This is a genomic window from Streptococcus sp. SCPM-O-B-15294 (M123) (genome assembly GCF_058200455.1).
Genome location: NZ_JBYQGU010000014.1, coordinates 19,976 through 45,537 on the forward strand (window position 1 = coordinate 19,976; position 25,562 = coordinate 45,537).

Annotated in this window: 26 protein-coding genes and 1 tRNA gene; 1 reads left to right on the forward strand and 26 read right to left on the reverse strand. The window is 43.6% G+C overall.

The annotated features are described in order from the left end of the window. Window positions 1-28 precede the first annotated feature (28 nt). The 20 genes from AC3E8G_RS08560 to AC3E8G_RS08655 form a co-directional block, all read right to left on the reverse strand. Window positions 29-859, reverse strand: a complete 831-nt coding sequence (locus AC3E8G_RS08560; protein WP_414285750.1) for a PrsW family glutamic-type intramembrane protease — start codon at window positions 857-859, stop codon at window positions 29-31. Continuing rightward, a complete protein-coding gene (locus AC3E8G_RS08565; RefSeq protein ID WP_414285749.1) occupies window positions 852-2,513 on the reverse strand; it encodes a C69 family dipeptidase in 1,662 nt (553 codons plus the stop codon). The genes AC3E8G_RS08560 and AC3E8G_RS08565 overlap by 8 nt, the downstream gene beginning before the upstream one ends. 211 nt (window positions 2,514-2,724) lie before the next feature. Continuing rightward, on the reverse strand, window positions 2,725-3,420 hold the full coding sequence (locus AC3E8G_RS08570; protein ID WP_272081131.1) for an LrgB family protein: 696 nt from the start codon (window positions 3,418-3,420) through the stop codon (window positions 2,725-2,727). After that, window positions 3,420-3,791 (reverse strand): CidA/LrgA family protein, encoded by a 372-nt coding sequence (locus tag AC3E8G_RS08575; RefSeq protein WP_061564218.1) that lies wholly within the window; start codon window positions 3,789-3,791, stop codon window positions 3,420-3,422. The genes AC3E8G_RS08570 and AC3E8G_RS08575 overlap by 1 nt, the downstream gene beginning before the upstream one ends. A 136-nt stretch (window positions 3,792-3,927) precedes the next feature. Next, window positions 3,928-4,788, reverse strand: a complete 861-nt coding sequence (gene tehB, locus AC3E8G_RS08580) for an SAM-dependent methyltransferase TehB (RefSeq protein WP_490677505.1) — start codon at window positions 4,786-4,788, stop codon at window positions 3,928-3,930. 159 nt (window positions 4,789-4,947) lie between these two features. Beyond that, entirely contained in the window at window positions 4,948-6,693 is a 1,746-nt protein-coding gene (locus AC3E8G_RS08585) for a C69 family dipeptidase (RefSeq protein ID WP_414285746.1), read from the reverse strand. A gap of 184 nt (window positions 6,694-6,877) precedes the next feature. Beyond that, window positions 6,878-7,345 (reverse strand): SsrA-binding protein SmpB, encoded by a 468-nt coding sequence (gene smpB / locus AC3E8G_RS08590; protein WP_414285745.1) that lies wholly within the window; start codon window positions 7,343-7,345, stop codon window positions 6,878-6,880. Then, entirely contained in the window at window positions 7,308-9,665 is a 2,358-nt protein-coding gene (gene rnr, locus AC3E8G_RS08595; protein WP_490677506.1) for a ribonuclease R, read from the reverse strand. Before rnr ends, smpB begins: the two co-directional genes overlap by 38 nt. Before the next feature lie 126 nt (window positions 9,666-9,791). Further along, complete coding sequence (secG, locus tag AC3E8G_RS08600) at window positions 9,792-10,025, reverse strand: preprotein translocase subunit SecG (RefSeq protein WP_006595869.1); 234 nt, start codon at window positions 10,023-10,025, stop codon at window positions 9,792-9,794. A 43-nt stretch (window positions 10,026-10,068) separates the two neighbouring features. After that, entirely contained in the window at window positions 10,069-10,218 is a 150-nt protein-coding gene (gene rpmG, locus AC3E8G_RS08605; RefSeq protein ID WP_081453577.1) for a 50S ribosomal protein L33, read from the reverse strand. Beyond that, entirely contained in the window at window positions 10,208-11,407 is a 1,200-nt protein-coding gene (locus tag AC3E8G_RS08610) for a multidrug efflux MFS transporter (protein WP_490677515.1), read from the reverse strand. The genes rpmG and AC3E8G_RS08610 overlap by 11 nt, the downstream gene beginning before the upstream one ends. Before the next feature lie 16 nt (window positions 11,408-11,423). Further along, window positions 11,424-12,020, reverse strand: coding sequence for a dephospho-CoA kinase (gene coaE, locus AC3E8G_RS08615; protein WP_490677507.1), 597 nt, complete (start codon window positions 12,018-12,020; stop codon window positions 11,424-11,426). Then, window positions 12,021-12,845 carry a DNA-formamidopyrimidine glycosylase gene (gene mutM / locus AC3E8G_RS08620; protein ID WP_414256758.1) on the reverse strand — a complete coding sequence of 275 codons (825 nt, stop codon included), beginning with the start codon at window positions 12,843-12,845 and terminating at the stop codon, window positions 12,021-12,023. Between the two features lie 45 nt (window positions 12,846-12,890). Then, entirely contained in the window at window positions 12,891-13,790 is a 900-nt protein-coding gene (gene era, locus AC3E8G_RS08625) for a GTPase Era (RefSeq protein WP_048689615.1), read from the reverse strand. 29 nt (window positions 13,791-13,819) lie between these two features. Continuing rightward, a complete protein-coding gene (locus AC3E8G_RS08630; RefSeq protein ID WP_414284235.1) occupies window positions 13,820-14,218 on the reverse strand; it encodes a diacylglycerol kinase family protein in 399 nt (132 codons plus the stop codon). Beyond that, window positions 14,199-14,696: an rRNA maturation RNase YbeY gene (gene ybeY / locus AC3E8G_RS08635; RefSeq protein ID WP_490677508.1), complete on the reverse strand. Its 498-nt coding sequence runs from the start codon at window positions 14,694-14,696 to the stop codon at window positions 14,199-14,201. Before ybeY ends, AC3E8G_RS08630 begins: the two co-directional genes overlap by 20 nt. A 91-nt stretch (window positions 14,697-14,787) precedes the next feature. Next, a complete protein-coding gene (locus tag AC3E8G_RS08640; protein ID WP_490677509.1) occupies window positions 14,788-16,524 on the reverse strand; it encodes an ABC transporter ATP-binding protein in 1,737 nt (578 codons plus the stop codon). A gap of 1 nt (window position 16,525) precedes the next feature. Then, window positions 16,526-18,250 (reverse strand): ABC transporter ATP-binding protein, encoded by a 1,725-nt coding sequence (locus AC3E8G_RS08645; protein ID WP_490677510.1) that lies wholly within the window; start codon window positions 18,248-18,250, stop codon window positions 16,526-16,528. 404 nt (window positions 18,251-18,654) lie between these two features. Continuing rightward, window positions 18,655-18,727: transfer RNA gene (locus AC3E8G_RS08650), tRNA-Thr, on the reverse strand. Between the two features lie 50 nt (window positions 18,728-18,777). Next, window positions 18,778-19,347 (reverse strand): GNAT family N-acetyltransferase, encoded by a 570-nt coding sequence (locus AC3E8G_RS08655; RefSeq protein WP_490677511.1) that lies wholly within the window; start codon window positions 19,345-19,347, stop codon window positions 18,778-18,780. Window positions 19,348-19,547: 200 nt separating this feature from the next. Here AC3E8G_RS08655 and ald point away from each other — a divergent pair, with 200 nt between their 5' ends. Next, complete coding sequence (gene ald, locus AC3E8G_RS08660; RefSeq protein ID WP_490677512.1) at window positions 19,548-20,660, forward strand: alanine dehydrogenase; 1,113 nt, start codon at window positions 19,548-19,550, stop codon at window positions 20,658-20,660. A gap of 332 nt (window positions 20,661-20,992) precedes the next feature. On the opposite strand, the gene AC3E8G_RS08665 is transcribed toward ald, so the two are convergent. The 6 genes from AC3E8G_RS08665 to AC3E8G_RS08690 form a co-directional block, all read right to left on the reverse strand. Beyond that, on the reverse strand, window positions 20,993-21,988 hold the full coding sequence (locus tag AC3E8G_RS08665) for a PhoH family protein (RefSeq protein ID WP_490677513.1): 996 nt from the start codon (window positions 21,986-21,988) through the stop codon (window positions 20,993-20,995). A 90-nt stretch (window positions 21,989-22,078) separates the two neighbouring features. Beyond that, the gene (locus AC3E8G_RS08670) at window positions 22,079-22,294 is read right to left on the reverse strand and encodes a YozE family protein (protein ID WP_048717450.1); all 216 of its coding nucleotides are present in this window, start codon (window positions 22,292-22,294) and stop codon (window positions 22,079-22,081) included. A gap of 10 nt (window positions 22,295-22,304) precedes the next feature. Continuing rightward, window positions 22,305-23,159 carry an RNA-binding virulence regulatory protein CvfB gene (gene cvfB / locus AC3E8G_RS08675; RefSeq protein ID WP_414285738.1) on the reverse strand — a complete coding sequence of 285 codons (855 nt, stop codon included), beginning with the start codon at window positions 23,157-23,159 and terminating at the stop codon, window positions 22,305-22,307. 106 nt (window positions 23,160-23,265) lie between these two features. Beyond that, the gene (gene frr / locus AC3E8G_RS08680) at window positions 23,266-23,823 is read right to left on the reverse strand and encodes a ribosome recycling factor (RefSeq protein WP_154857638.1); all 558 of its coding nucleotides are present in this window, start codon (window positions 23,821-23,823) and stop codon (window positions 23,266-23,268) included. An 18-nt stretch (window positions 23,824-23,841) separates the two neighbouring features. Beyond that, window positions 23,842-24,573 carry a UMP kinase gene (gene pyrH / locus AC3E8G_RS08685; RefSeq protein WP_154857636.1) on the reverse strand — a complete coding sequence of 244 codons (732 nt, stop codon included), beginning with the start codon at window positions 24,571-24,573 and terminating at the stop codon, window positions 23,842-23,844. 451 nt (window positions 24,574-25,024) lie between these two features. Beyond that, the coding region (locus AC3E8G_RS08690; protein ID WP_490677514.1) for an LPXTG cell wall anchor domain-containing protein at window positions 25,025-25,562 on the reverse strand (538 nt) is incomplete at its 5' end.

Below are 25,562 nucleotides of genomic sequence, written 5' to 3' on the forward strand. Positions count from 1 at the left end.
ACTTATATATATCGACTGAATCTTTTCCTTAGTTTTTCTTTAAAAGGTTTAGATTCGGATTTTTATGAGCAAAGAGAACAACCTCAATAAAGGTTCCCACTTGGAAGGCAAAGAGCAAGCCTACCAAAATATTGACCCGATGATCTGTTTCATAGAATGGGGAGTTCCATAAGAAGTGATTGGCCACCGTGGAAACTACACACCAGAGCCCAAAGAGCTTTTCTTTTTGCTTAGTGCACTGAGATAGGATAAGAAAGGCTCCAACAGAAACAACAGCTGTGTAGACTGCATGAGATGCTAAACCACCAGAAATGCGGTTCACTGCCTCTGTTACTGCTGAGAGGTCTCCAGATCGCGTTTGACGCGCCACATAACCTAGATCTTCAATGATTTGGAAACCAAGACCAGATCCAAAGCCAGCAATTAAAATCGATTTCAAATCTTTACGACCCAAAATCAAGAGGATCCAGAAGGCCACCAGAGCTTTGAAAAATTCTTCAGCAAATGGAGCTGTCAAAGCATCTGTCCATTTATTAAAGGTACTAACATCCTGAATGAGATGACTATTGAGATGGTCAATGAGGCTGTTCCCTGAAAAACTGAGCCAGCCAGCAACAAAAGCACCACCAAACATGGTCGCCCACAAAACAAGAAGAGGAACCTCAAATCTTTTTGCAAGTCGCTTAATAAAGAGATAAAGAGGGACGACAATCACCGCTAAAACAAGCAGATTTAATACCAAATCTCTTCCTGCTACTTGGCTAAACTCTTGTTTAGAAAGAGAGCCTAGCTCAAACTCCATCCCAATCCCTGCTAAGACCAGAAACAGGAAGAGCAATATTCGTTGAAACTTATTCATCCTTCTTACCTCCCTTTGCTTTCTTTGATTTGATGAAGAAAACTCCTACTCCTATCACTGTCACAAGGGCTAAGCCAATCGTAATGACGAAGTCATAGTCAAATGGTACCAAATTAATATCTTCTTCTTGGTTTGCATCTTCTTCATCTGTTAAATCGTCAATAGCACCTTTTCCATATTGAGCAATCACCTTTTCTTCTGCTTCTTGACGAATTTCTTGCAGACGATCGAAGGTCTTTTGAGCCCGAGTCATGCTCGTTTCTGTCGCTTTTAGGCTCGCCTGTTCTGGCTGTGAAGCGAGGGCAATTTGTTCTTGATCACTAATTTCTTGCTCAGCCATCCATTGAGATTCTAGGCGTTCCATTTCAGTACGGATGGCTCCATCTCCGAACAAATCAGGATATTTGGCAACTAAGTCATTAATGCGAGACATGGTCCAGTACCAAGATTGGGGATTATAGGCTGTCCCTAATTCTTGATAGGCTTGGTAGGTATTGGTGATATTACCATAGTAAGGCAGGTAAGGAGCATTTCGTGGGCTTCCCATCGCTAACCACATGGTTCCCCCACCAGCACTATCAGGAACATTGTCCTTTAATTGGAAAATATGGGCTTCCATGACATTCGGGTTCGAAATCGGGTATTTATAGACTTCATCAAACTTCCCTTTTTCTGGAATCCCTTTTCCATCTAACTCCATTTGATCTTGAGGTTTGAAGTCTGTTCCTTCCAACCGATTGCGTTGGAGATTCATCGCATCTCGTAGCGTCAATTTCCGATCCGTTGTATGCATCAAGTCAAAATATTCATCATCGTAGTTCACATCTGCATCTGGATCCAGTGACTTAATACCAGACCAAACACGAGAACGATCAGCCTCATGCAAAGGAGGATTGTAGGATTGAGACACATGGAACTGGCCATCGATTTCTTTATAGGTTCCCGCATCACGGGCCACTTTTTCAACATCCTTCGAAGCAATGGTCCGTTCCTTATCTGAAAAATCGACATGTCCTAAGAAGAAGGTATTTGGAAAGACTGCATAGCGATCTTCTGGGAAGAGAATGGCTACATATTGGTGACCAGAAAGGATCTCCATGTACCAGATACCTTCCTTGTCCGCGATTGTCACAATATTTCCTTCTGCTGCCCCTTTTTCTTCCACAATTTTCGCAATAAGCTCGACTCCTTCACGAGCCGTTTTGACACTTGGAAGAACGACAGTGGTGAGGGCAGACTCAGCCAAGCCGTCCTCTACATAAGGATCGACCTTTTTAATGTTGTCATTTGCAGAAGCTGAGACGGTCGCCGAGATGGACACTCCATGTTCATTAAAACCAGCCTCATCAAATACACCCTGTTCTGGTGTAACATCTGGGACAGCTGTATATTTATAACTTACTTCTGGGAGTTCATACTTAAAGCCATTGGTGGCATCTTCAAAGACCTCCCCTTTCTTGTTATAAGTTCGTTCTCTGACCACAAAGTTCTTATTGTGGTTTGGTTCTAAGTCCTCCGTACGTCCGTACAAAGCATTCCCATCTGCTGTTAACTTTTTACCGATGATAAAACCTGTACAGGCCTCTACCGGTTGGGCAAAGAGGAAGAGAGCAGTGACCAAGCCCAAGGCTGATCGAGCATAACGTTTCTTCATATTGAACTCCTTTAACTAGATATTAACCGTATAACCTCTTTTAGTATACCTTTTGAACCAAGGTTTGGCAAGCGCTTACAACGACTGTAATCAATTAGTAATCTATCTGAAAATTATTTGACCTTCAAATTATCAAACGACCTGCACTATCTAAGTGTACACTAAAAAGCTCGGAACTTCTTCCAAGCTTTTTCTGAATACTCTCTATCTTTTAGGAAAGAATCAGGCTCGCGACAAGGGGACTTATAAAGACGTAGAAAACGCCAGTTATCCCAATTGCTAAGCCTCCCATAGCTCCGGCTACTTGACCATACTGAAAGGCTGTACCAGTCCCCACCGCATGACCTGTACCCCCAAGGGCCAAACCAATGGCAACAGGATCCTCCACTTTTAGGAATTTAAGAATCGTTGGTCCTAGCACACTGGTCAGGATACCTGTCGCTACAACGACAACCAGGGTAATGGTAGTAATTCCCTGCATTTTTTCAGCAATCCCCACTGCCATGGCTGTTGTCACAGACTTAGGAAAGAGGGAAATAGCTAGAAAGTACTTCATCCCAAAAAGCTTAGCCAAGACAGCTGTAAAAAGCGTGTTGACTACTACTGCTAGAAAACTACTAAGAAGAATACTCTTGGCATGGTGTTTCATCAGATGAAAACTCTTATACAAGGGAATTCCCAGGACAACCGTTGAGGGTACAATCAAATTACTGAGGTAGGTCCCGCCAATATTATAGGCCTTATAGGAAATCCCTGTCAGCTTTAAAAATCCAATGATTAAGACCGTAGCAACTAAGAGGGGAGTCGTGATCGGATGGGGAAAGCGACGAAAAATCATCATCCCAATCAGATAGGCAAAGACTGATAAAGAAATCCCAAAGAGAGGATTTGACCACAAACTTTCCATTATTTCTTCCCTCCTTCATAATCCCCTTCATACCGAGTCTTGATAAAACCGACGACTAAGGCAATGAGGGTTACATTAATGATGATAGCCCCTAAAATAATCAACACGATGGGCAATAAATAAGGCTGGATGACATCAAACTTATCCATAATCCCAACCGCTGGAGGTAAAAATAAAATCGTCATATTGGCTAAGAGAAAAGATCCGACCAGATTCACATGGCGGATACGAAGCCATTTCAACTGCAAGCAAAGAAATAAAATCAGTAGACCAATAATACTTCCTGGAATTGGCAAATGAAAGAGGGTCGATATCCCTTCCCCAATCAAAGAGATGGTAAAGATAATCATCAGTTGAACATAGAGTTTCACGCGCTTCTCCTCAAAATTCTTGAAAGATACACTAACAGTCTACTCCTTTTCTGTAAAAAATCAAGTATTTTCAGAAAATTTTCAGACATAAAAAAGACAAGGACGACTGCAAGAGTCTCCTTGTCTAGAGAGCTATTTATTTTTTCTTGGCTAGCATGGTCGCAAAGCGTAAGGCAATTCGATTGCCATTTTCATCTCGTCGATGCAGATGCCCTGGATTTTCATTGTATTTAATGAGTTCCCAATCCTTGTAGTAGTCAGCTAGCTCGCCTTCCTTAAAAGTAAAGGAAAAAGGAACCTGGCAAGGATAGTCCTCTGTATCCATGGCACAAACGATCAAGTTATAGCCTCCCGGATTGGTCTGGTCTTGCATATTTCGAATAATCGCCGGAATGCGATCCGCTTGCAAGAACATGAGGACAACCGTTGAGACAATCAAGTCATAACTTTGCTTTAAGTTCGCTGAATTGATATCATAGAGCCCCACAGTCATTTCCAAATCTTCTTGCTCTATAATACTTTGGAGGATCTCTAGGGCTAATTCATTTTGATCGACTGCTGTCACTTCAAAGCCATGCTGGGCTAAAAAGAGAGCATTTCGTCCTTGTCCACACCCCAAATCCAAGGCCTTACCTGGAGAAAGGGACTCCATGGCTTCTAGCACTTCCGAATGGACGGGATTGCTATTATATTTTTTTGGGAAATAATCTTTGGGCTCACAGTAGAATTCCAAAAACCATTCCACATCATCTGTAAGGGCCTCTACACGGTGCCAAGCTTGAGGTTGTACCATCGGGTTATCCGCACCTGCCTCGAAAATATAGCTGGCTACTTCTTCCCCATCTTCCGTCAGCTCAACAAACTTGAGTTTTCCTTTGAGAACGGTAATCTTTCCCCAAGTACCTACTTTGGTATTGTGTTTTCTTTGGACTGCTTCAGGCATGGTATCCTTGGTCCACAAAGGCATCCGTTTATAGGCAATTAATTTTTCAGGCATCCGTTTCTTCTCCTTCTTTCTATCTATCCCTATCATACAAAAATTGCATGCAAATAACAATAAAAAGAGTGGAATTACAAGCTCCTTTTGTGAAGTCTTCTATTCCACTCTCTTAGAATCCAGTTGAGGCAGGATGCTGATTTAGCAGTCCCTGTCTACTTATTCTTCATTTTCATTCTTTTTTGATTTTTTAAAGTAGAAACCTGCCAAACCAAATCCTGCAAGAGCCAAAACTCCTAAAACGGCAGATAAACTGCTGTTTGAATCACTTGCCTTACTAGATGATTGACTAGAAGCTGTTTCTTCCTTCTTATCTGTCTCTTTCGATGCATCTTTTTTAGCTTGAGCTGCTGCGACCAGATTGGCCTTGTTGTAACCGTCATATACAAAGTCTGCTTCCAAACCTTTTTCTGTACGAATCTTATCTTCCATCTCACTTTCAACTTGCTTGATTTGTTTGAAGATGGTTTCCGCACGTTTAAGTGAGTCGCTAGTTACTTCGTCTGCAGTAGCTTTCGCTTGGTCATCAGTGAGTCCACTGTATTTTTGATCCAAAGCCGCTTGTTCTTTGATCCAGCCTTTTTCCAATTCTTTCCACTTCTCTTGGATGCTATTACCAAAGAGATCTGGGTATTTCATGACCATTTGGTCAATATGCCAAACAGCCCAATACCAAGAAGTTGGATCGTATTTGGCAGAGCGAACTTTGAATGGTGCATAGGTATCGTTGACAATACCATAGAATGGCACATAAGGCGTGTTCCGGCTTTGAGCGAGACCTAACCAAACGACACCACCAAATGGAGTTGGCAAGTCCTTCTTAATTTGGTATACGTGGGCGTTAATGACGTTTTCATTTCCCAAAGCATATTTGTATTTATTGGTATCGACTTCTTTACCTGGTTCCACCAAGTCATCTGGTGTGTATTGTTTGAGGTGTTCGAAGCGGTTCCGTTGTTCAGCAAACACATCTTCTAGACTATACTTTTTAGAAGGATCCGTTGGTTTGCGCAAGAGGTCAAAGTGCTTATCATCATATTTGATGTCCGCTTTAGGATCCATCAAGGTAATCCCTGCATAGGTCCGTGAGCGGTTGCGTTCGGTATATTCATCTGGACCATATGAGTCTGCAATATGGAAGTTACCATCTTTATCAGTCTTGTAGTGGTCTGCCTTTTTAGCAACTGCTTCCACATCTTTTGAAGCAATGACATTATCCTTGTCCTTGAAATCCACATGTCCTAGATAGTAGGTATTGGCAAAGATGGCATAGCGGTCTTGAGGGAATTTAATGGCTACATATTGGTGACCAGAGAGGATTTCCATGTACCAGAGTTCATTCTTATCTGCTACGACAATGATGTTTCCTTCGGCAGATCCTTTTTCATCAAGTACCTTGGCAACCAACTCAATTCCTTCACGAGCTGTTTTGACACGTGGAAGAACCAAGTCTACCATAGCAGCTTCAGCCAAGCCATTTTTCACCAGTGGGTCTGCTTTCAAAATCTTATCGTGTGGGGTTGCAGATACGGTAGAAGTCATGGAAACGCCCGCTTCGTTAAAGCCGTGTGCTCCGAAGTTCCCGTTGGAACCATCTCCATGGGCTGCATCATAAGTTGCGGTATATTTCATTTCATGACTCAAGTGGGGATAAGCAAAGCCGTTGGATTCGTCCTCCAACATATCCCCATCCTTATAGTCTTTGGCAGGTACCACTTCATAGGTTTTATTGTGGCGACCACCATCGGGAGCATAAGGATAGTCTTCAGTCCGCCCAAAGAGCATGGAACCATCTGTCGTGAGTTCCTTCCCAACAATGAAGGCTGAGCAGGCCTGCGCAACTTGAACTGGAATCAAGGCAAAGGCCATCAAAGCAATCATCAGTTTGACCAGTAGTTTTCTCATAGTCGATCTCCTTTATGACTACAAAAGAGGCTAGAAAAAAATTTTCAAGCCGACGAAAAACAACTATACCAACGCTACCTTCAGTATACCCTTATCCAGATAAAAATGCAAGCGGTTTCAAGGAAAGAAATTTAAAAATAGGAACAGTTTTCAGTCCTTGCTTCAACTGTTCCTATTTCTTACTTTAACGCGTATTGTATTGTTTCATGACACGAGCAATGTCACGATTTTGCTCCCGCCGTTTGATGGATTCACGTTTGTCATAATCGTGTTTCCCTTTGACTAAGCCTAGTAAAAGCTTGGCGTAGCCATCCTTAAGGTAAACCTTAAGAGGAACTAGAGTCATCCCTGTTCCTTTAGTCTCCTGCTCCAACTTTTGAATTTGCTTCTTATGCAGCAAGAGTTTGCGACGGCGTTCTGGATCTTGGTTCCAGATATTGCCTTCCTCATAGGGAGCAATATGAACATTGCTGAGCCAGACTTCCCCATTTTTGACTTGGGCAAATCCATCCTTGAGGTTGATACGAGCTGCTCGAACACTCTTGATTTCTGTACCAGTCAGGACCATTCCTGCTTCAATGGTATCAACAATTGTATAATCGTGGCTTGCTTTCTTATTTTGTGCGACGACCTTTCCCTCGCCCTTTGCCATGCTTAGCTCCTTTCTTAGCTACTTCCTTGTAAAAAGGTTTCTTACTCTTTTTCTTCTTGTCTTTTGAAGAATGCTTGCGCTTGTTCTCTCTAAAGCCTCCTTGCTTTCGTTCTTCTTTTTTAGAAGAAGGGCGCTTAGAGGTCCCATTTCGATCTTTACGGCCCGATGCTTTCGTAACTTTTTCAATCAAATCCAGCTCACTTGGGATATAAGAAAAATCAATCTCACCAGTCATCTTATCCGCTCTTTCGACCCTGATTCGAATCTCCTGACCGACACGGAAAGTGACGCCTGATTTTTCCCCGCGTAAAGTCAAATCGCGCTCGTTAAAATGATAAAAACCAGGTAAGGTAGTGATGTGGATCAAACCTTCTACGGTATTTGGCAATTCAACAAAGAGACCAAACTTGACGACACTGGACACCAGAGCATCGTACTCTTCGCCAACATACTCTTCCATATACTCTGCCTTCTTCATAGCTTCTACTTCTCGTTCGGCATCAATGGCGCGGCGTTCCCGACTAGAGGATTGGCTGGCAATATCTGGAATGACCTGTTCAAAATGGCTAGCCACTTCAGAATCTTTTCCATACTCTCGCACCATGCGATGGACTAATAAGTCTGGATACCGGCGAATCGGACTGGTGAAGTGAGTATAGAACTCAGCTGCTAGCCCATAGTGGCCGTGGTTGTGCTCGGAATAACGCGCTTGTTGCATGGAACGGAGCAACATCATAGACAAGACATCAGCATAGGGTTCCCCTTCTACCTTCTTCATAATGTCCTGCAAGGTTTCCTGACTCATGGAACTAGCTGTCCCATAAATTGGTAGGCCAAAGCTAGAAGCATAATCGATAAACTTTTGCACTTTCTCTGCTTTGGGTTCTTCGTGAATCCGGTAAATAAAGGGAAGTTTTCGTTTGGCAAAATGCTCTGCTACTGTCTCATTTGCAATCAGCATGAAGGATTCAATCATCCGTTCCGCAACCCCACGTTGGCGCAAGACGATGTCTACTGGTTTTCCTTGAGGATTGACTAGGATTTTTGCTTCACTGGTATCAAAGTTCAGGGCTCCTCGTTTTTCCCGCATTCCTTCTAAGATCTGATGAAGACCAACCATGGCTTCGATACTTGGCACAATAGCTTGGTATTCCTCACGCTTCTCCTGGTCCCCAGCAATGATCTCATTGACATCGCTATAGGTCATACGGAAAGTCGTTTTAATGACCGTTTGGGTGATCTGGTAGCGAAGTACCCGACCACGCTGGTCGATCTCCATAATGGCTGACTGGGTCAAGCGATCCACTTGAGGGTTTAAGGAACAAATCCCGTTTGATAGACGCTCAGGTAACATGGGCACGACCCGGTCTGTCACATAGACAGAGGTCGCGCGGTTGAGGGCTTCCTTGTCCAAGGCAGAACCTTCGGTTACATAATAAGAGACATCGGCTATGTGAACGCCAAGCTCAAAATTCCCACCTTCCAAGCGCTTGATGTGAACCGCATCATCCAAGTCCTTGGCATCGGCACCATCAATGGTAAAGATGATTTCATCTCGAAGGTCCAAACGTCCCTCCATATCCTTCTCACTAGGCTGGTCTGGGATGCTTTCTGCTTCTTTGAGGACTGCTTCTGGAAATTCTGAGACGATATCCATAGACTCCAAGACTTCCAAGACATCGATCCCAGGATCTGTCACATGTCCAACCACATCTTGTACTGAGGCTACAAAGTAATTGTGCTTCCGACTTGGATACTGTTCAATAGCTACCTTGAGAACTTCCGTTCCCTCTAATTGTAGGGCAGGTTTTTTCACATAAATGCGTTGACTAATCTTTTGATTCTTTGAAAGGATGTAGCCTGCATATTTGGGTTTTTCCTCATCCAAAACGATTTGGCCGACGACTGTTTGGAGGCTGTGCTCCAAGACATCAATGATTTTCCCCTCTGCCGCTGTCCCCTTTTGCCGATCGGCGACCTTGGTGATTACAACCTCAACTGTATCCCCATCAATGGCATGATTGACATCATTTCGTCCAATAAAAAGGTCCTCTTCTTCCCCCTCTATGCTGACAAAGCCAAAGCCACTCTTATGAGCATGGAAAATCCCTTTCACAGTAATGACGCCTTTTGGCTTGGCATCAAGGAGACTTAAAAACCCATTTTCTTCAAAGGTTAGTTGACGACGTCGCTCCATCAGCGAAATGGTCTTAATCAGTTCACGAAAACCTTTGGCGTCTGTACTCCCTATGGCTTGAGCCAATTGATCAACCTGAGCTTTCCCCTCCTGTTTTAAATAATCAATAATTTTACTTTTCATATCTTGTGCTGGATACCCAGCCTCCTTTATTTTCTTTCTTTCAGAGAGATTTCTTTGCAAATGACAATCTCCCTATCCAACGACCCATAGATGAAAAAATAGGCAAAGACAATGTCTAAGCCTATCTTATTTACTGGATAATACCATTAGAATCATCGCAATGAGTAACCAAAGGAAAATCATTACTCCTGTCAATCGTTGCATCACTGCTTCGAATCCACGAGCTTTTGAACGTTCGAACAAGTCATTTGAGCTTGCATCGAATACGTTGCTAGATTGATTTTTAGTTGGTTGCATGAAGATAGCGATAATAATTAATACAGATAGTACCAATAAAATAGTAATCAACGGTTTAGTCATAATTTAAAAACTCCTTAAAATCCTATCTATTTTACCATAAAAATCATTTCGTTTCAAGATGTAATGTCACTTTTCTCTCTTTAGGACAATACTTCAAAACTTCAATTTTTTCAGGGTGGGTCTTCATATTTTTACTTGTCAAATAATTCTGACTACCACAGCTCGTGCAGGTTAGTTGTACTTTAATGCGCACTGATTTCTCTCACTTTCAAATACTTTCTAAAGATGAATAAAAGGAAGGCCAAATCTATAAAGGCTAGGATAGCAGTCCCATAGAATACCCAATGGTAATTGACATGCATAGCAATACTAGAGCCCATCATGGGACCAAGAACTCCCCCTATATAAAAGAAGAGTTGGTTGTAACTAAAAATCCGAGAAATTCCTTCCTTGGGAGTCATGCGGTTTAAGAGAGCCGTAACTCCGGGCATTAAGGCTCCTGTCCCAATCCCAAATAGGAAACGAAGAAGGCCTAATTGAAAAGGGGTATGAGCAAGGGCACAGAAGATATAGAGGATCCCACTATAGAGAAGAGCTAAAAGTAAGAGGCGATGGTTGCCAATTTTATCTCCGAGCTTTCCCATCCATCCCGATGTCAGGATACTAGAAATCCCCATCGCTGATACGATCAGCCCAGATACAAAAATAACATTGTCGCTCTGGCCAAGCTCTCTTACATAGAGTGGAAGAATGGGAGAAATGGACTGACCGATCATCTGAATGGTCATACTGGTCAAAAAGAGACCCAGTAAAATGTCCTTATGCTGGATAGAAGTCAATAATTCCCAGCTTGAAAGGTGCTCCTCCTTGGATATTTGTTGGTAGTCTTCCTCAATGCCCCACCAAGTCAAGACAGAGACGAGAAAGAGGAAAAAACCAACGAGGAGAAAGACATTCCGCATACCAAATTGCTCTGCGATCAATCCCCCCAACAAGGGGCCCATCAAGGTACCGGCAACAGTTCCCGTCGATAAGGTTCCTAGAGCGTATCCAGATTGATTCTTTGGCACCTGACTGGCAATGAGAGCCGTGCTGCTAGGGACAAAGCCTGAGAAGACACCATTTAATAAGCGTAGAAGTAGCAACCAAAAGACGGAAGGGACAAAAGCAATTCCTCCCATGGTCAAGGTCATAGCAATCGAGGCTCTCAACATCATTGGTTTCCGACCATAACGGTCCGCCAAACTCCCCCAGATTGGGGCCATTAGAGCGGAAGTCAAAGAGGAGGAGGCGACTGCAATACCAGCATAAAAAGGAACTGCCGGACCTTTTACCCCCAACTCCTCCACAAAAAGAGCCATAAAGGGAACCACTAACGAAAGACTGGCACCTACGAAAAAACAGCCAATCCAGGCAATAAAAAGATTTTTACGCCAATTGATTTCCAGTGAAATAGGATCATCTTCTTTCTATTTGTTCTAAAGCCCGATCGATTTCCTGATAGAGGTGATCACGCTGGCTATTGTTATCGATCACAAGATCGACAAAAGCTTTTTTCTCATCTAGAGGCATCTGGGCTGCCAAACGATCGCGCGCCTGGACCTCTGTTAAGGCATTGCGCTCCATCAAACGTTCTAACTGAGTATCTTCCGTCACATAGACCAGCCAGACTTGGTCAAACCAGTCCAGATATCCCTGCTCGATTAACAAGGGGATATCCATGAAAAAGATGTCTTCTGTTGCAGCTAGTCGCTCCTGTTCTCGCGCCAGAGCTTTGCGAATGATGTCCCCCTGTACTTGGTTGGACCAGACAATCTCTTTTTGGCTTGAGAAGATGCGTTGAGCCAGAGCAGGACGATTCAAGTCTCCAGTATCTAGAAGGACTTCCCTTCCAAAATGCTCTACCAAAGCTTGATAGAGTTCTCCACCTGGTGCCTGCAAGTCATGGACCACTTGATCAGCATCAATGACAGGATACCCCTTTTCTCTCAAATAGGAAGTCACAGTCGACTTTCCTGAAGCAATCCCTCCTGTTAATCCGATGATTCTTACCATCTAATTCTCCTTTTGACAGTGAGGGCAAAAATGGGTTCCGCGTCCCCCCAGCTGGATTTTCTCGATCGGTGTGCCGCAGCACAAACAAGGCTGGCCTGTTTTCCCATAGACCTGGTGTTCTTCCTGCATGGTGCCATCCTCACCAAAAGCATTGCTGTAAGAGCGAATGGTGGAGCCCCCCTTTTCAACAGCCTGAGCCAATACGGCGATTGTTTCTTTGCGAACGGCTTTGGCTTCTCTAGCAGTTAAGCTTTGACCCAAACGGGCTGGATGAACCTTAGCTCGATAAAGGACCTCATCTACATAGATATTGCCCAGACCAGCCACTAATTTTTGGTCCAAAAGAGCTGATTTAATGGGTTTCTTTGATTGTTTAAGAGCTGCTTGGAAGGCTGGTTCTTTAAAATCTGCTTCTGTCGGCTCTGGACCAATCTTTTTCGCCAAAAAATAGCTGTCGACAAGCTCAGGTGTGATGACTTCTATGGTTCCAAACTTGCGGACATCTTCATAGACCAGGGTGCTACCATCTGTAAAATGAAAGAAGACATGGGCATGCTTGCGAAGAGGGACTTCGTCTGGATAAAAGAAATACTTGCCTTCCATCCGCAAATGCGAGATGAGAACCAGATCCGTCAGATAAAACAAGAGATATTTCCCACGGCGCCCCATGGCCCGAATTTCTTGACCTGGGAGATCTTGACAAAAAGCATCTAGATCCGTATGAATCATCTTAGGATACTTTACTGCCACTGACTGAATGGTTTTTCCAAGAATTAATTTCTCAAGACCGCGTCGGACAGTCTCTACTTCTGGTAATTCAGGCATAGAACTCCTTTCAAAAACAAGAAGCAGGCTTCTGCCCACCTCTTCTTAATATTCTTTTTCGTTGTATCCGAAATCAGCAAGATCCAATTTCTTATCCCGCCAATTTTTCTTGACCTTGACCCAGGTTTCTAGGAAGACCTTATCCCCTAGCATGAGCTCGATATCCTTACGCGCAAGGGTCCCGATCTTCTTGAGCATGGCCCCACCTTTACCAATCACAATGCCTTTTTGGCTATCGCGCTCGACCATGATGGTTGCTCGGATATGTACCTTATCTGTCTCTTCATCCCGCTTCATAGAATCCACCACTACGGCAACAGAGTGGGGAATTTCTTCCCGCGTTAAATGCAAGACCTTCTCACGGATCATTTCAGAGACCAGGAAGCGCTCTGGGTGGTCAGTGATTTGATCAGCAGGGAAATATTGGAAACCTTCTTCTAAGTTTTCGCTCAAAATATCAATCAAATGCGAAACATTGTTTCCTTGAAGGGCTGAAATCGGCACGATTTCCTTGAACTCCATCTGACTACGGAAGTCATCGATTTGCGCCAAGAGTTGGTCAGGGTGCACCTTGTCGATCTTGTTGACCACCAGAATAACCGGTACCTTAGCAGCCTTGAGGCGCTCGATGATCATGTCATCGCCTTTCCCACGTGGCTCGTCTGCTGGCACCATAAAGAGAACGGTATCCACTTCTCGAAGGGTGCTATAGGCCGACTCTACCATGAAGTCTCCAAGCGCTGTCTTGGGTTTGTGAATCCCTGGGGTATCGATAAAGACAATCTGTTCCTTATCGGTCGTGTAGATTCCCATAATCTTATTACGCGTTGTCTGCGCCTTATCACTCATGATGGCAATTTTTTGCCCCATGACGTGGTTCAAAAAAGTTGACTTCCCGACATTGGGACGTCCTAAAATGGCTACAAAGCCTGATTTAAATGTCATAGTTTCCTTTCTTGAGGGAAGTCTCCCTCTTATCCAAATACTAGAGCCCACAACTTGGGCACAAATATAATAAGACCTGTCACCAAGGCAAAGCCCGAAATAACGAGAACTGCTCCTGCCGCCATATCCTTGGCATTTTTAGCTAGCATGGAAAAGTGGTAATTGCTCGCTAAATCCACTACATTCTCAAGAGCAGAATTCATGATTTCAAAGGCAATGACCAAAGAAACACTTAAGAGTAGAAAGAGCCACTCTGTTGCTGAAATGCCAAAAAGGAAGCCTGCAACAATCGCTAAGATAGCTGAAAGTGTATGCTTACGCATATTTCGTTCCTCTTTAAAGGCTGTGAAAATCCCTGTTAAAGCAAATTCAAGACTGGCAATCAGTTCTCGATTTTTCCATTTTCGTTTATTGTCTTGTGAGTCCATAGGCTGTCAAAATCTCTTCCTGTAAGCCAAACATTTCCTTTTCTTCTTCCGGCGTATAGTGATCATAACCGTTGATATGAAGGAAGCCATGCACTGCTAAAAAGCCCATTTCGCGCTCAAAGCTGTGGCCATACTCGGCTGCTTGCTCACGCGCCTTGTCTACAGAAATAAAGAGCTCTCCAATATAGGTATCGAATTCAGCCATCATCTCGGCTAACTCTGGATGGTCTTCTAAATCTTCTTCCGAAAAAGCAATGTCCATCTCTGGTTTGTATTCCAGACTGATTACATCCGTTGGGCGATCCGTGTCCCGGCATTCCAAGTTCAATTCATGGCTTCGTTCGTTGGTTACAAAGGTCACTGCCATTTCCTTGTCTTCTTTGCCCAATTTTTTTGCAGCAAATTCTAAAATTTCCTGGGTTTGTTTGATCATTTCTTCAGAGACTTGACCGGTCTCATCAACCATTTCAATATACATCTTGGATCACCTCACTATCATTTCAATTATAGCATAAAAATAGCGTATATACTAGAATACACGCTACTTTTACTATTTGAAGAATGCCCTTTTATTCAACCGTCTGTTGGATAGCTTGCATCTGGGCATAGATGCCACCATGAGCAATCAAGTCTGCATGTTGCCCACGTTCGACAATGCGCCCTTCTGATAGAACCAAGATCTGATCCGCATCTTGAATGGTCGATAAGCGGTGGGCAATAATAAAGGTCGTCCGGCCCTTTTGCAGGACTGCCATAGCCTTCTGAATGATCTCCTCTGTCTCCGTATCAATGTGAGAGGTCGCTTCATCCAGAATCAGAATTTTCGGATTCATGTAGAGCGTCCGCGCAAAGGAAATCAATTGGCGCTCCCCGCTTGAGAAGGCAGATCCTTTTTCTACGACTGGATGGTCGATTCCCTTTTCTAATCTCTGGATCATAGGCAGGGCACCGACCTGTTTAAGAGCATCCAAGACGCGATCACGGTCGATATCTGTTTGACTCATGGCCACATTGCTAGCAATGGTCCCCGAGAACAGATAAGGATCCTGTAAGACAATTCCCATATGGGAGCGAAGACTCTCTCTAGAGAAATGGCGAATATTCTGGCCGTCGATCCGAATTTCTCCCTCCTGCGGATCATAGAAACGATAGAGCAAGTTCATAATGGAGGATTTACCCGAACCGGTATGCCCAACCAAGGCAAGGGTTTGACCCGGATGAGCTTGGATGAAAATGTCCTTCAGAACTGGCTTGCCTTCTTCATAGGCAAAAGTGACATGATCAAACTCCACAGCTGCCCGATCTATTTGGATTTCTTCTGTTGCATCTGCCTCTACCTTTTCATCTAGAAAAGTCAAGACTCGCTCCCCTGTTTCCAGAGAGCGTCGGATATCCGGTAGACGACGGATCAAATTGGCCATGAGATCAAAAAGCTGAATGACATAGTTGAGATTGATAAACAAGAAACCTGCAGTCATTCCCAAATCTCCCCCAAGATAGGATAGACCTGCAATGGTTAGAATTCCTGCAATGACGATGTATTTCAAGAATTCTGTCAGGGTCCAAGAGGCAATGGAGTCTGCTAGAACCAAACGATCATAGGCCACAGTCATCTTCTCAGTCGTCTGATCAAACTCCTCAATCACGCGCTCTTCTTGTCCGTAAAGTTGGATCATACTCGCTCCATGAAGCAGTTCATTAACCTGGGTATTGATCTCACTTCTGGAATCAAAGAAATCCTTCATGGGCTTGTCCGTCATGTGTTTATACAAGGCCTGAATCCCGTAAAAGATAGGGAAAATCAAGCATAAGAGGAGCCCCATCATGGGATTGATAGTGAAGAGAACACCCATGATAAAGAAGAAACGCATCAAATGAATGACCAAATACATACAGGAATTGTAAAATTGAGTCCGTAAGGTCTCTGTATCATTAACAATTCGTGTAGCAATTTTCCCTGCTGGCTTGTCATCAAAGTAGGAAATCGGTAGTTGTTGCATCACGAGGAAGGCTTGATCGCGTAGCTGTGCAGTTACCTTATTGCCTCCATGGATCAAAACCCGATTGCCTATATAACTGACAATCTGACCCACAGCCAAAACAATCAGATAGAGGACACCCATAGGATAGAGTGCTCCTAATTCCCCTCCCTGACTCAAGGCTGTCAAGGGGCCGTCAATCATTTTTTGCAGAATAAACGGCGATAAATCTGACAAAATCGTTGCCAGCAAAAGACAGATGAAACCAAGGCCAAAAATACCAGGAAAAAGGAATAGTTTTTGTAAGAGTCGTTTTAAAATACCCATCTTATTCTCCTTCCTGTCTTTGTTGCCGTTGGTATTGTTCGTAATACCAACCTTCTTGAGCTAGTAAATCACTAGCTGTTCCTTCTTCTACAATCCGTCCTTGATCTAACACAAGGATCCAATCTGCCTGATGGACAGCTGAAAGACGGTGAGAGACTATCAAGGTTGTCTTTCCTTGGCGCTCTCTTTGAATGGTCTCAATAATGGCCTGTTCCGTCTTGGCATCCACTGCGGATAAAGAATCATCCAATAGGAGCAACTGGGCATCACGTAAAAAGGCACGTGCCAGAGAAATCCGCTGCTTCTGCCCTCCCGATACGGATACTCCCTTTTCTCCGATCAAAGTATCCAGGCCATCTGACATCCGTTCCAAATCATCTGCAAAGGCTGCCTGAGCGATAGCATCCATGATTTCCTCTTGACTAGCACCCTTCTTGCCGAGGGAAATATTTTCTAAAATAGACTTCGAAAATAGGATGTGTTCCTGAGAGACGTAACCGATTTTTTCCTCAATAGAGCGTCTCACGTAACGAGCAACGGGCTCCCCATTAATGGTAAATGTCCCTTGCCCAAGTGGGTATTGTCGTAAGAATTGACGGACCAAGCTTGTCTTTCCTGCTCCTGTTCGACCCACAATCCCAATGGTTTGCCCTTTATTGAACTGCAAAGAAATCTGCGAAAGACTCTCCTTCTCCGCCATCGGATAGGTAAAAGAATAGTTTTCGAAAACTACCTCATTCAGTTCCTCTAGCCAATCGTCCCCATCTCTTTCCAAGTCATCATCCTCTTCGACCAATTCTGACAATTTTTTGTGGGATGTTTTGGCTGTTTGATAGACTAAGATGAAATCTGCTAGCATCCACATCGGCTCAATCAAGGCCACTAGATACAATTCTAGACCTAGCAGTTGACCCAAGCTAATCTGTCCAGTTTTCAAGAAATGGCCCCCACAGACCAAAAGAAGTACGGTTGAAACCCCGATAAAGAATAGGGCAAAAGGACCAAAGGCATTTTGAATAGAGGCGATCTTATCGCCCGTCTTGGCCAAACTTTCTGTCCGCTCTTGAAATTGTCTCACCTGACGCTCCTTACGGCTATAGGCACGCATGACCCGAATCCCTTCGATGGATTCTAGGACCTCATCATTCAAGTGAGCCACGGCATCACGGTTTTCATCCACATAGACCTCTTCCTTTTTCCCAAGGAGATAGGTTGATAAAACCAGAAAACTCATGGGAATAAAGGAAATCAAACTCAACTGCCAGGAAATCAAGAACATGGCTGGAATAATAAAGAGGAACAAACCTCCCCCATAAAGGACAATGAGCATTCCATAGCCGACCATCCCCATCATCCCGTCTACATCCGTGGTAAATCGAGTCAGGAGATCCCCTGAGCGAAACTTTTCATAAAATGGCCGTCTCATGGCTACGAGCTTACGAAAAGCTTGCCCCTGTAGCCTAGCCTTGTAATGGACCGAAGCTTGAAACAGCTTCAGATGCCAGTAGTAAGCGGAAATGTAATTTAGAAAAGTAGCTCCCAACAAGAGAGCAATATCTCTCGTAAAACTTGACTGAGTCAAGGTCTGCTTGCTCAGCTGGTCGACTAGTCGTTGAATGACCTGTGTCGGTATTAAAATTGTATAATCATAAATCACTAGGACCACAGCGATGCTGAGATACAGCCACTTATGCTCCCAGATGTACTTCCATAAAGCTCCTATCATCTTCTCCCCTTTCATTTTGGCACAGAAAAAACCCAAGCAAGGAGCTGAGTACGTACTCAGTCCACACTTGGGCCTTCTGATGCCTGTCACCAATTCAGTTAAGGCAGGCAAAAATGCATACAAAAAACCCAAGACAGACTCCTCCATCTTGGGTTTCATTCAATTTTTACATAGAACTCAACTGAGATTGGAGAAGTTGTGTATTCAATTGTGTCATCAAGAATGTTACTTTGTTCATGATGGTTTTCTCCTTTCTCTTTGTTGTTCTAACTTTACCACGGATTTCTGTGCTTGTCAACGTTTTTTTGAAAATTGTTGAAAAAAGATCAATAAATAGGCACTCAATTAGAAATTAAAGCACAAAAAAGAAGCCTAGATCCTCTCTAAGCTTCTCTCTTCTGCTATGCTAGTTGCCGGGATTGAACCGGCGACCTCATCCTTACCATGGATGCGCTCTACCGACTGAGCTAAACCAGCAGTACCTATCTACTATATCATGGAGATAGGTCTTTTGTCAATATCCTGACTCATTTTTCTGCCAAATATTCTTCCTTGGTGAGGACATAATGGACTCTCGTCACCATTCGCCCTTCTTCATGCAGGTCTAGCATCGCGTAGGGCTCCTCGTGAGAAAATTTCATCCCTGATTTGGCCATCACCCGGCCAGAAGCTGGGTTGTCCTTATCATGAACGGCAAGGAGCTTGTTCATCCCTAACTGTTCAAAAGCCAAGGCAATGATTGCCTTTGTAGCTTCTGTCGCAAGACCTTGGTTCCAATAGTCTTTATTCAGAACATAGCCGATACTCCCCTTCTTCAGAGAAAGATCCAAATCCAGTAAATCAATCGTCCCGATAAATTTTCCATTTTCTTTGAGCTCGATCCCCCATCTTCCAACTGGGCTCGCTAGGTAAAAGAGGGCAATATTATTACGCGTCTCTTCTAAACTATGATTAGTTGGAAAGGTATAGCGCGTAACTGTTTCATCAGAAGCATACTCAAACATAGCCGGTGCGTCTTCAAGAGTGACCGGACGCAAGTGCAAACGCTCTGTCTCCACTTCACGATAAGCCGCTAACTTCACATATAAATTTTCCATTTGACACTCCTTCTTTAGGGATTAGTTTAGCAAATAACCTAAAGGAAGGCAAGCTCAAATTTTTCTTGCTTTTTAACCCACTTTTCTATACAATAAAATCAATCAAAACAATCGGATAAGGAGTGAAAAGGTCATTGAGTCAAGAGAGCAATCTCACACCAATGGCCTTTTTACACCAAAATCTGAGCAAGGAGGCAAGAATGCTCATTGGAATTCCTAAAGAAATTAAAAACAACGAAAATCGGGTCGGTTTGACTCCTGCAGGCGTACAAAGCTTGGTGAAGAAAGGTCATCACGTTTTGGTAGAAACAAATGCAGGACTTGGTTCTGGCTTTGCGGATGAAGATTACGCCAAACAAGGAGCGACTATTGTAGCGACTGCTGCAGAAGCTTGGTCAGCTGAATTGGTGGTCAAGGTCAAAGAACCCCTCGCTGAAGAATACGACTTCCTTCGTGAGGACCTCTTGCTCTTCACCTACTTGCACATGGCTGCTGCACCAGAATTAGCGGACGCTATGGTCTCAGCTAAAACAACAGGGGTGGCCTACGAAACCGTTCGTGACTTAGATGGACAGTTGCCACTCTTGGTGCCAATGAGTGAGGTTGCTGGACGGATGGCCGTGCAAATCGGTGCTCACTTCCTGACCAAACAAGAAGGTGGATCTGGTGTCCTCCTAGGTGGTGTACCTGGTGTTCCTAAAGGGAAAGTCACCATCATCGGTGGTGGGGTCGTTGGAACCCATGCTGCTCGGATCGCTCTTGGACTCGGTGCCCAGGTTACCATCTTAGATATCAGTGCCAAACGTTTGTCTGTTCTAGAAGATGTCTTTGGTCACCAAATCCAAACCCTTATGTCCAATCCATTTAATATCGAAGCCAGTGTCCGTGATGCCGATGTTGTCATCGGGGCTGTCTTGATCCCTGGAGCTAAAGCTCCTAAATTAGTGACAGACGATATGGTCAAACAAATGCGTCCCGGTTCTGTCATCGTGGACGTAGCTGTGGACCAAGGTGGGGTTATTGAAACAGCAGACCGTGTGACAACGCATACGGAGCCAGTTTACGAAAAACATGGCGTGCTCCACTATGCCGTTGCCAATATCCCAGGGGCTGTCGCTCGCACTTCTACCATCGCCCTCACCAACGTGACCCTACCTTATGTAGAAGCTTTGGCTGACAAAGGGTTCCATAAGGCCATTGCCCTTGACGAAGGCTTGCGCCAAGGGGTCACTACTTACCAAGGCCATATCACAAGCCAACCCGTTGCAGAAGGTTTAGAACACGACTTCACACCAATTGATGAATTGGTTTAAACTATCATAAAAGAATTACCATCGAAAAAAATAAACAACTTATTTTTTTCATATGAACTAATTAAAAAATGTTTTGGAAAAAACAAGTTGTTTTGAGTTTTCAACTCATTTTCAAAGACTTTCCGCCGTGAGAAAAATGCTTGAAACAATTTAGTTTCAAGCACTCGGAATAATTGAGACCTCCGGCTCAATTATTAGTCATGGAACTTCTTGGATTGCTGAAATCATCCACTGGATAATTTCACCTAACCTCCGTTCTCACCTAAGGAAAGGCTAGGAGATGATTTTATCGTCAATTTAAGGCAAAGATCTGATGATCTTTGCCTTTTCTTTTATTCTTCTTCTTCCACATCCGGTTCTTCTTTGAGGACTGGATTCGGAATGGGCTCGTAGGCCCGGATAATTTCTGCTACTACTGGATGGCGAACGACATCCTTGGCAGAGAAATGCACAAAGTCGATTTGAGAAATGTTCTTCAATTTCTCCTGAGCATCAATCAAGCCGGATTTGACATTTCGCGGAAGGTCAATCTGGCTAGTATCTCCATTGACAATCATCTTAGAGTTAAAACCAAGACGGGTCAAAAACATCTTCATCTGCATGATAGTTGTATTTTGCGCTTCATCGAGAATGACGAAAGCATCGTCCAAGGTCCGCCCCCGCATATAAGCCAAGGGAGCAATCTCAATAATTTCTCGTTCCATCATCCGAGTAGTTTGGTCTTTCCCTAAAATCTGGTAAAGAGCATCATAGACCGGACGTAGATAAGGGTCTACTTTTTCTTTGAGATCCCCTGGTAGGAAACCAAGGCTCTCTCCTGCTTCTACAGCTGGACGGGTCAAAATGATCCGCTTGACCTGACCACGCTTGAGGGCGGTCACGGCCAAAGTCACAGCTAGGAAGGTTTTCCCTGTCCCGGCTGGTCCAATCCCGAAGGTCACATCATGGTGCTTGACACTATCGACATAAATCTTTTGCCCCAATGTTTTGACCCGAATGGGCTTGCCGTAGCTATCCTTGATGATTTCTTCTTCATACAAGGCGACGAACTTATCCAACTCATCATTGCGGACCATTTGAATGGCGGTCACAACATCCGGCGTCCCGATGGTCATACCACGATTCACCAAGATCAGCAAAGCCTCAATAACTTGTCTAGCTTTCTCGCAATCTTCTTCTTGACCAATGACCTGGACAATTTCTGTTCGAGCATGGATGATCACATCCAACTCTTGCTCCATCAAACGCAAATGACGCTCATTGGATCCAAACAGATGGAAGAGATCATCTGGATGACTTAATTGAATATCAATTGAATGTTCTTTCAAATAAAGAACCTCTCTATTTCTGTAAGTTTTCTCTATTATAACAAAGTGACCGAGAATTGACCATCCCCGGCTCACCACTATCTCCTGTTACTAATGACTGAGGTATTCTTCCCAGATTGCATCAAAATCTCCTAGATTAAAGGAGAAACTGGCATGCTCTTCCAGAAAGCGGCTGACCTCATCAAAATCATCTGTATGTTTTGGAAAGGCAGACTCATGAAAAGCTAGATCAGCTAGCAAGGCTTTCGGAGCATTGCTTTTGGGATTGCGCTCTGTCATCAGCCAAGTGTAAAATGATTTTCGCATAAGGCTCCTCTTAGATTAGTTCCGTTCCAAACTGGTCTTGCTTGATTTTTTTCGCTTTCATCAAGCCACCCAGAGCCTTTTTGAACTGCCCCTTGGAAATCCCAAAGGTAGCCTTAATCTCTTCTGGGGAGGACTTGTCATTTAAGGTCATAAAACCGCCATTCCCCTCTAAGTAGGCCAAAATCATCTGCGCATCGTTTTCAAGCATTTCAAAGGAGCGTGGTTTCAAGGACAAATTCAAGGTCCGATCCACCTCTCGGAAACCGATGACCCGAGCATCTAGGACTTGTCCCAAACGGGGTTCTGCATAGCGCTCACTTGGATGGATAAAGCCCAACATATTGTTCTCAGGCAGGTAAACAAAGGTCCCTGAGAGTTTTAAGCGATAGACGATAGCCGGCCAGTTCTGATTTTGCATATTGTTGTAGGCTGGACGAGCAATTCGTTGGAAGTCTTCTTGATAGGCCAAGACACCCCAGATCCGATCTTTTTTATCAACTTCTAGACGAATAAAGAGTTTATCGCCTTTTTTTGGCCACAGATCCTTGATTTCTGGCAAAATATCCAGAGAGACGACAATCTCCTTGTCTGGTAGGCCCGTATCGACAAACACACCCAGGTCCTTGCGAACTTCAGTCACTGTCCCCCAGCCAAATTGGTCCTGACGGGCTGTAACTTCTAGGGTGGTCAGGCGCAAACGTTGCTTCATATCCGTATAGGCAAAACCCTTGACGGATTCTCCAAGAGCATGCTCTCCTTCAGACTTGTCCAAGGCATAAGTCTGCCCATCCTTTTGGACGAAGTAATAACGATCATTTTCATCCGTTACAAGGCCCACGATATCATGTGCGAGGTTGGTATTCATTTTTTCCTTCTTTCTGGCTAATGCTCATCAATAGCCCCTTAATGGAAATAAAACTCAGCCAGCAGTGCCAACTGAGTTCATTTCCTCTGTAAACTGCTGGAAATGATTAGACTTCAAGCAATTCTTTTTCTTTGTGTGCTGTCATTTCATCAACATGTTTTACAGCATCATCGGTTACTTTTTGGATTTCTTTTTCAAGACCCTTCAATTCATCTTCAGTGATTTCTTTTGCTTTTTCTTGCTTTTTCGCTTCATCCATCGCATCACGGCGGATGTTACGGATCGCTACTTTAGCATTTTCACCAACTTTTTTCACTTCTTTAGCCAAGTCACGACGTGTTTCTTCTGTCAAAGCTGGGATCACCAAGCGGATAACAGAACCATCGTTGGCTGGAGTAATACCGAGGTCAGAAGCATTCAAAGCGTGCTCGATATCTTTCAATGAAGACTTGTCAAAAGGTGTGATCAACATCACACGAGCTTCTGGAATGGTGATTGATGCAATTTGATTCAATGGAGTATCAACTCCGTAATATTGAACATAGATACGGTCCAAGAGACTTGCGTTTGCACGACCTGCTCGGATACTTCCAAATTCACGTCCCAAACTTTGGTGAGACTGAGTCATTCTTTCTTTTGCTTTTTCTACGATTGGATTTGCCATTTTATTCCTCTAACTTCCTTATTTTTCTAGATTATTTGACACGGTGGTACCGATATTTTCACCAAAAACAACACGTTTAATATTGCCAGGTTCGTTCATATTGAAAACGACTAGGTCAATATCATTGTCCATCGAGATGGTTGATGCTGTCGAATCCATAATGCGAAGACCTTTATTGATGACATCGCGGTGAGTCAACTCTTCAAACTTCACAGCTGTCTTATCTTTCTTCGGATCGGCATTGTAAACACCGTCTACCCCATTCTTGGCCATCAAGATAGCTTCTGCTTCAATCTCAGCAGCACGAAGAGCTGCTGTTGTATCTGTTGAGAAGTATGGAGAACCAATACCTGCACCAAAGATAACAATACGCTCTTTTTCCAAGTGACGAAGGGCACGGCCACGAATATAAGGCTCAGCGACTTGTTGCATGGCAATCGCTGTTTGGACCCGAGTATCTACTCCAACCTGTTGAAGAGAATCTGCCATTACCAAGGCATTCATAACTGTTCCAAGCATTCCAGTATAATCCGCTTGCACACGATCCATTCCTGCCTCTGCAGCAGGTTCACCACGCCAAAGGTTGCCTCCACCAATTACGAGAGCGATCTCAACCCCAAGATCGTGAACTTCTTTGATTTCTAGTGCCATCTTTTGAACTGTCTTGATATCAATTCCGACACCACGCTCACCAGCTAACGCTTCACCTGATAACTTAATTAAGATTCGTTTATACTTAGGTTCTACCATTTTGTCACTCCTTCTTTAATCTGTATTATTTTACCACAAAAAGCGTTTTTTATATAGTGATATCTATCAAAAAAATTTTTATCTTATCCTCTTAAAAATGATCATTTTACCCCACACTTTTCAATGGACTATCTCCGAGTGGCTTGCTCGTATGGATAGACGATTCCTTCAAACATAGAACTTCCTTTTACCTCTCAAAATAATGAAGTTGGCTGACTTTCTTACCTATCAAAAAGAGCCTCTTGAGAGAAACAGGATGTATCTGTCAACCTGTTTAGGACTGGAGGCTCTTATTATAAAAATCTCATTGATGATAAGAATCGTAGTTGACTAGGTGAAAAAAGGGGATGCATCATCCCCTTTTTCTAGGTTTTAAAACCTATTCTAGTCTTCAAGTAGACCTTGCTGTTTGGAATAAAGAAAAATCAGTCATTCACCAAAGGAAGAGAAACTATTTTTCATCTTCTTTTTTTCGGCGACCAAATGCCACGATTCCTACAAGACCTGCAACTAGTCCAAGGACAGTAGAACCTGTAGATGAGTTTTCACCAGTATTTGGAAGCTGCTCTTTCGCTGAAGATGCCTTAGCTGGACGCTCTGAAACTGGTTTGTTTGGTGTAGGTTCTACCGGTTTACCAGGCGTTGGTTCTTCTGGTTTTTCTGGTGACTTCAAAAGTTTGTAGACGTAAGTAACGTTCTTATCACCTTCGATGACCTTACCGGTTGTAGGATCAGTAGACTTGAGGTGACCTTCATCATCTACTTCACCAACTTTGTAAGTACCTGCTGGAACCAATTCATAAGTCTTACCGTCTTTTTCGATTGTTTGTGGACGGTTGTCTATCACTGTGTTGTAGTCCTTATCAACTGGTTGATTTTCTTCATCCGTTACAGAAGGTTTCAGTTCATTTCCTTCTGTATCTTTATAGTGTACATAGACGTTACCCTTCACTTCTTTATAGACGTAAGTGATGGTTGATTTTGGTTTA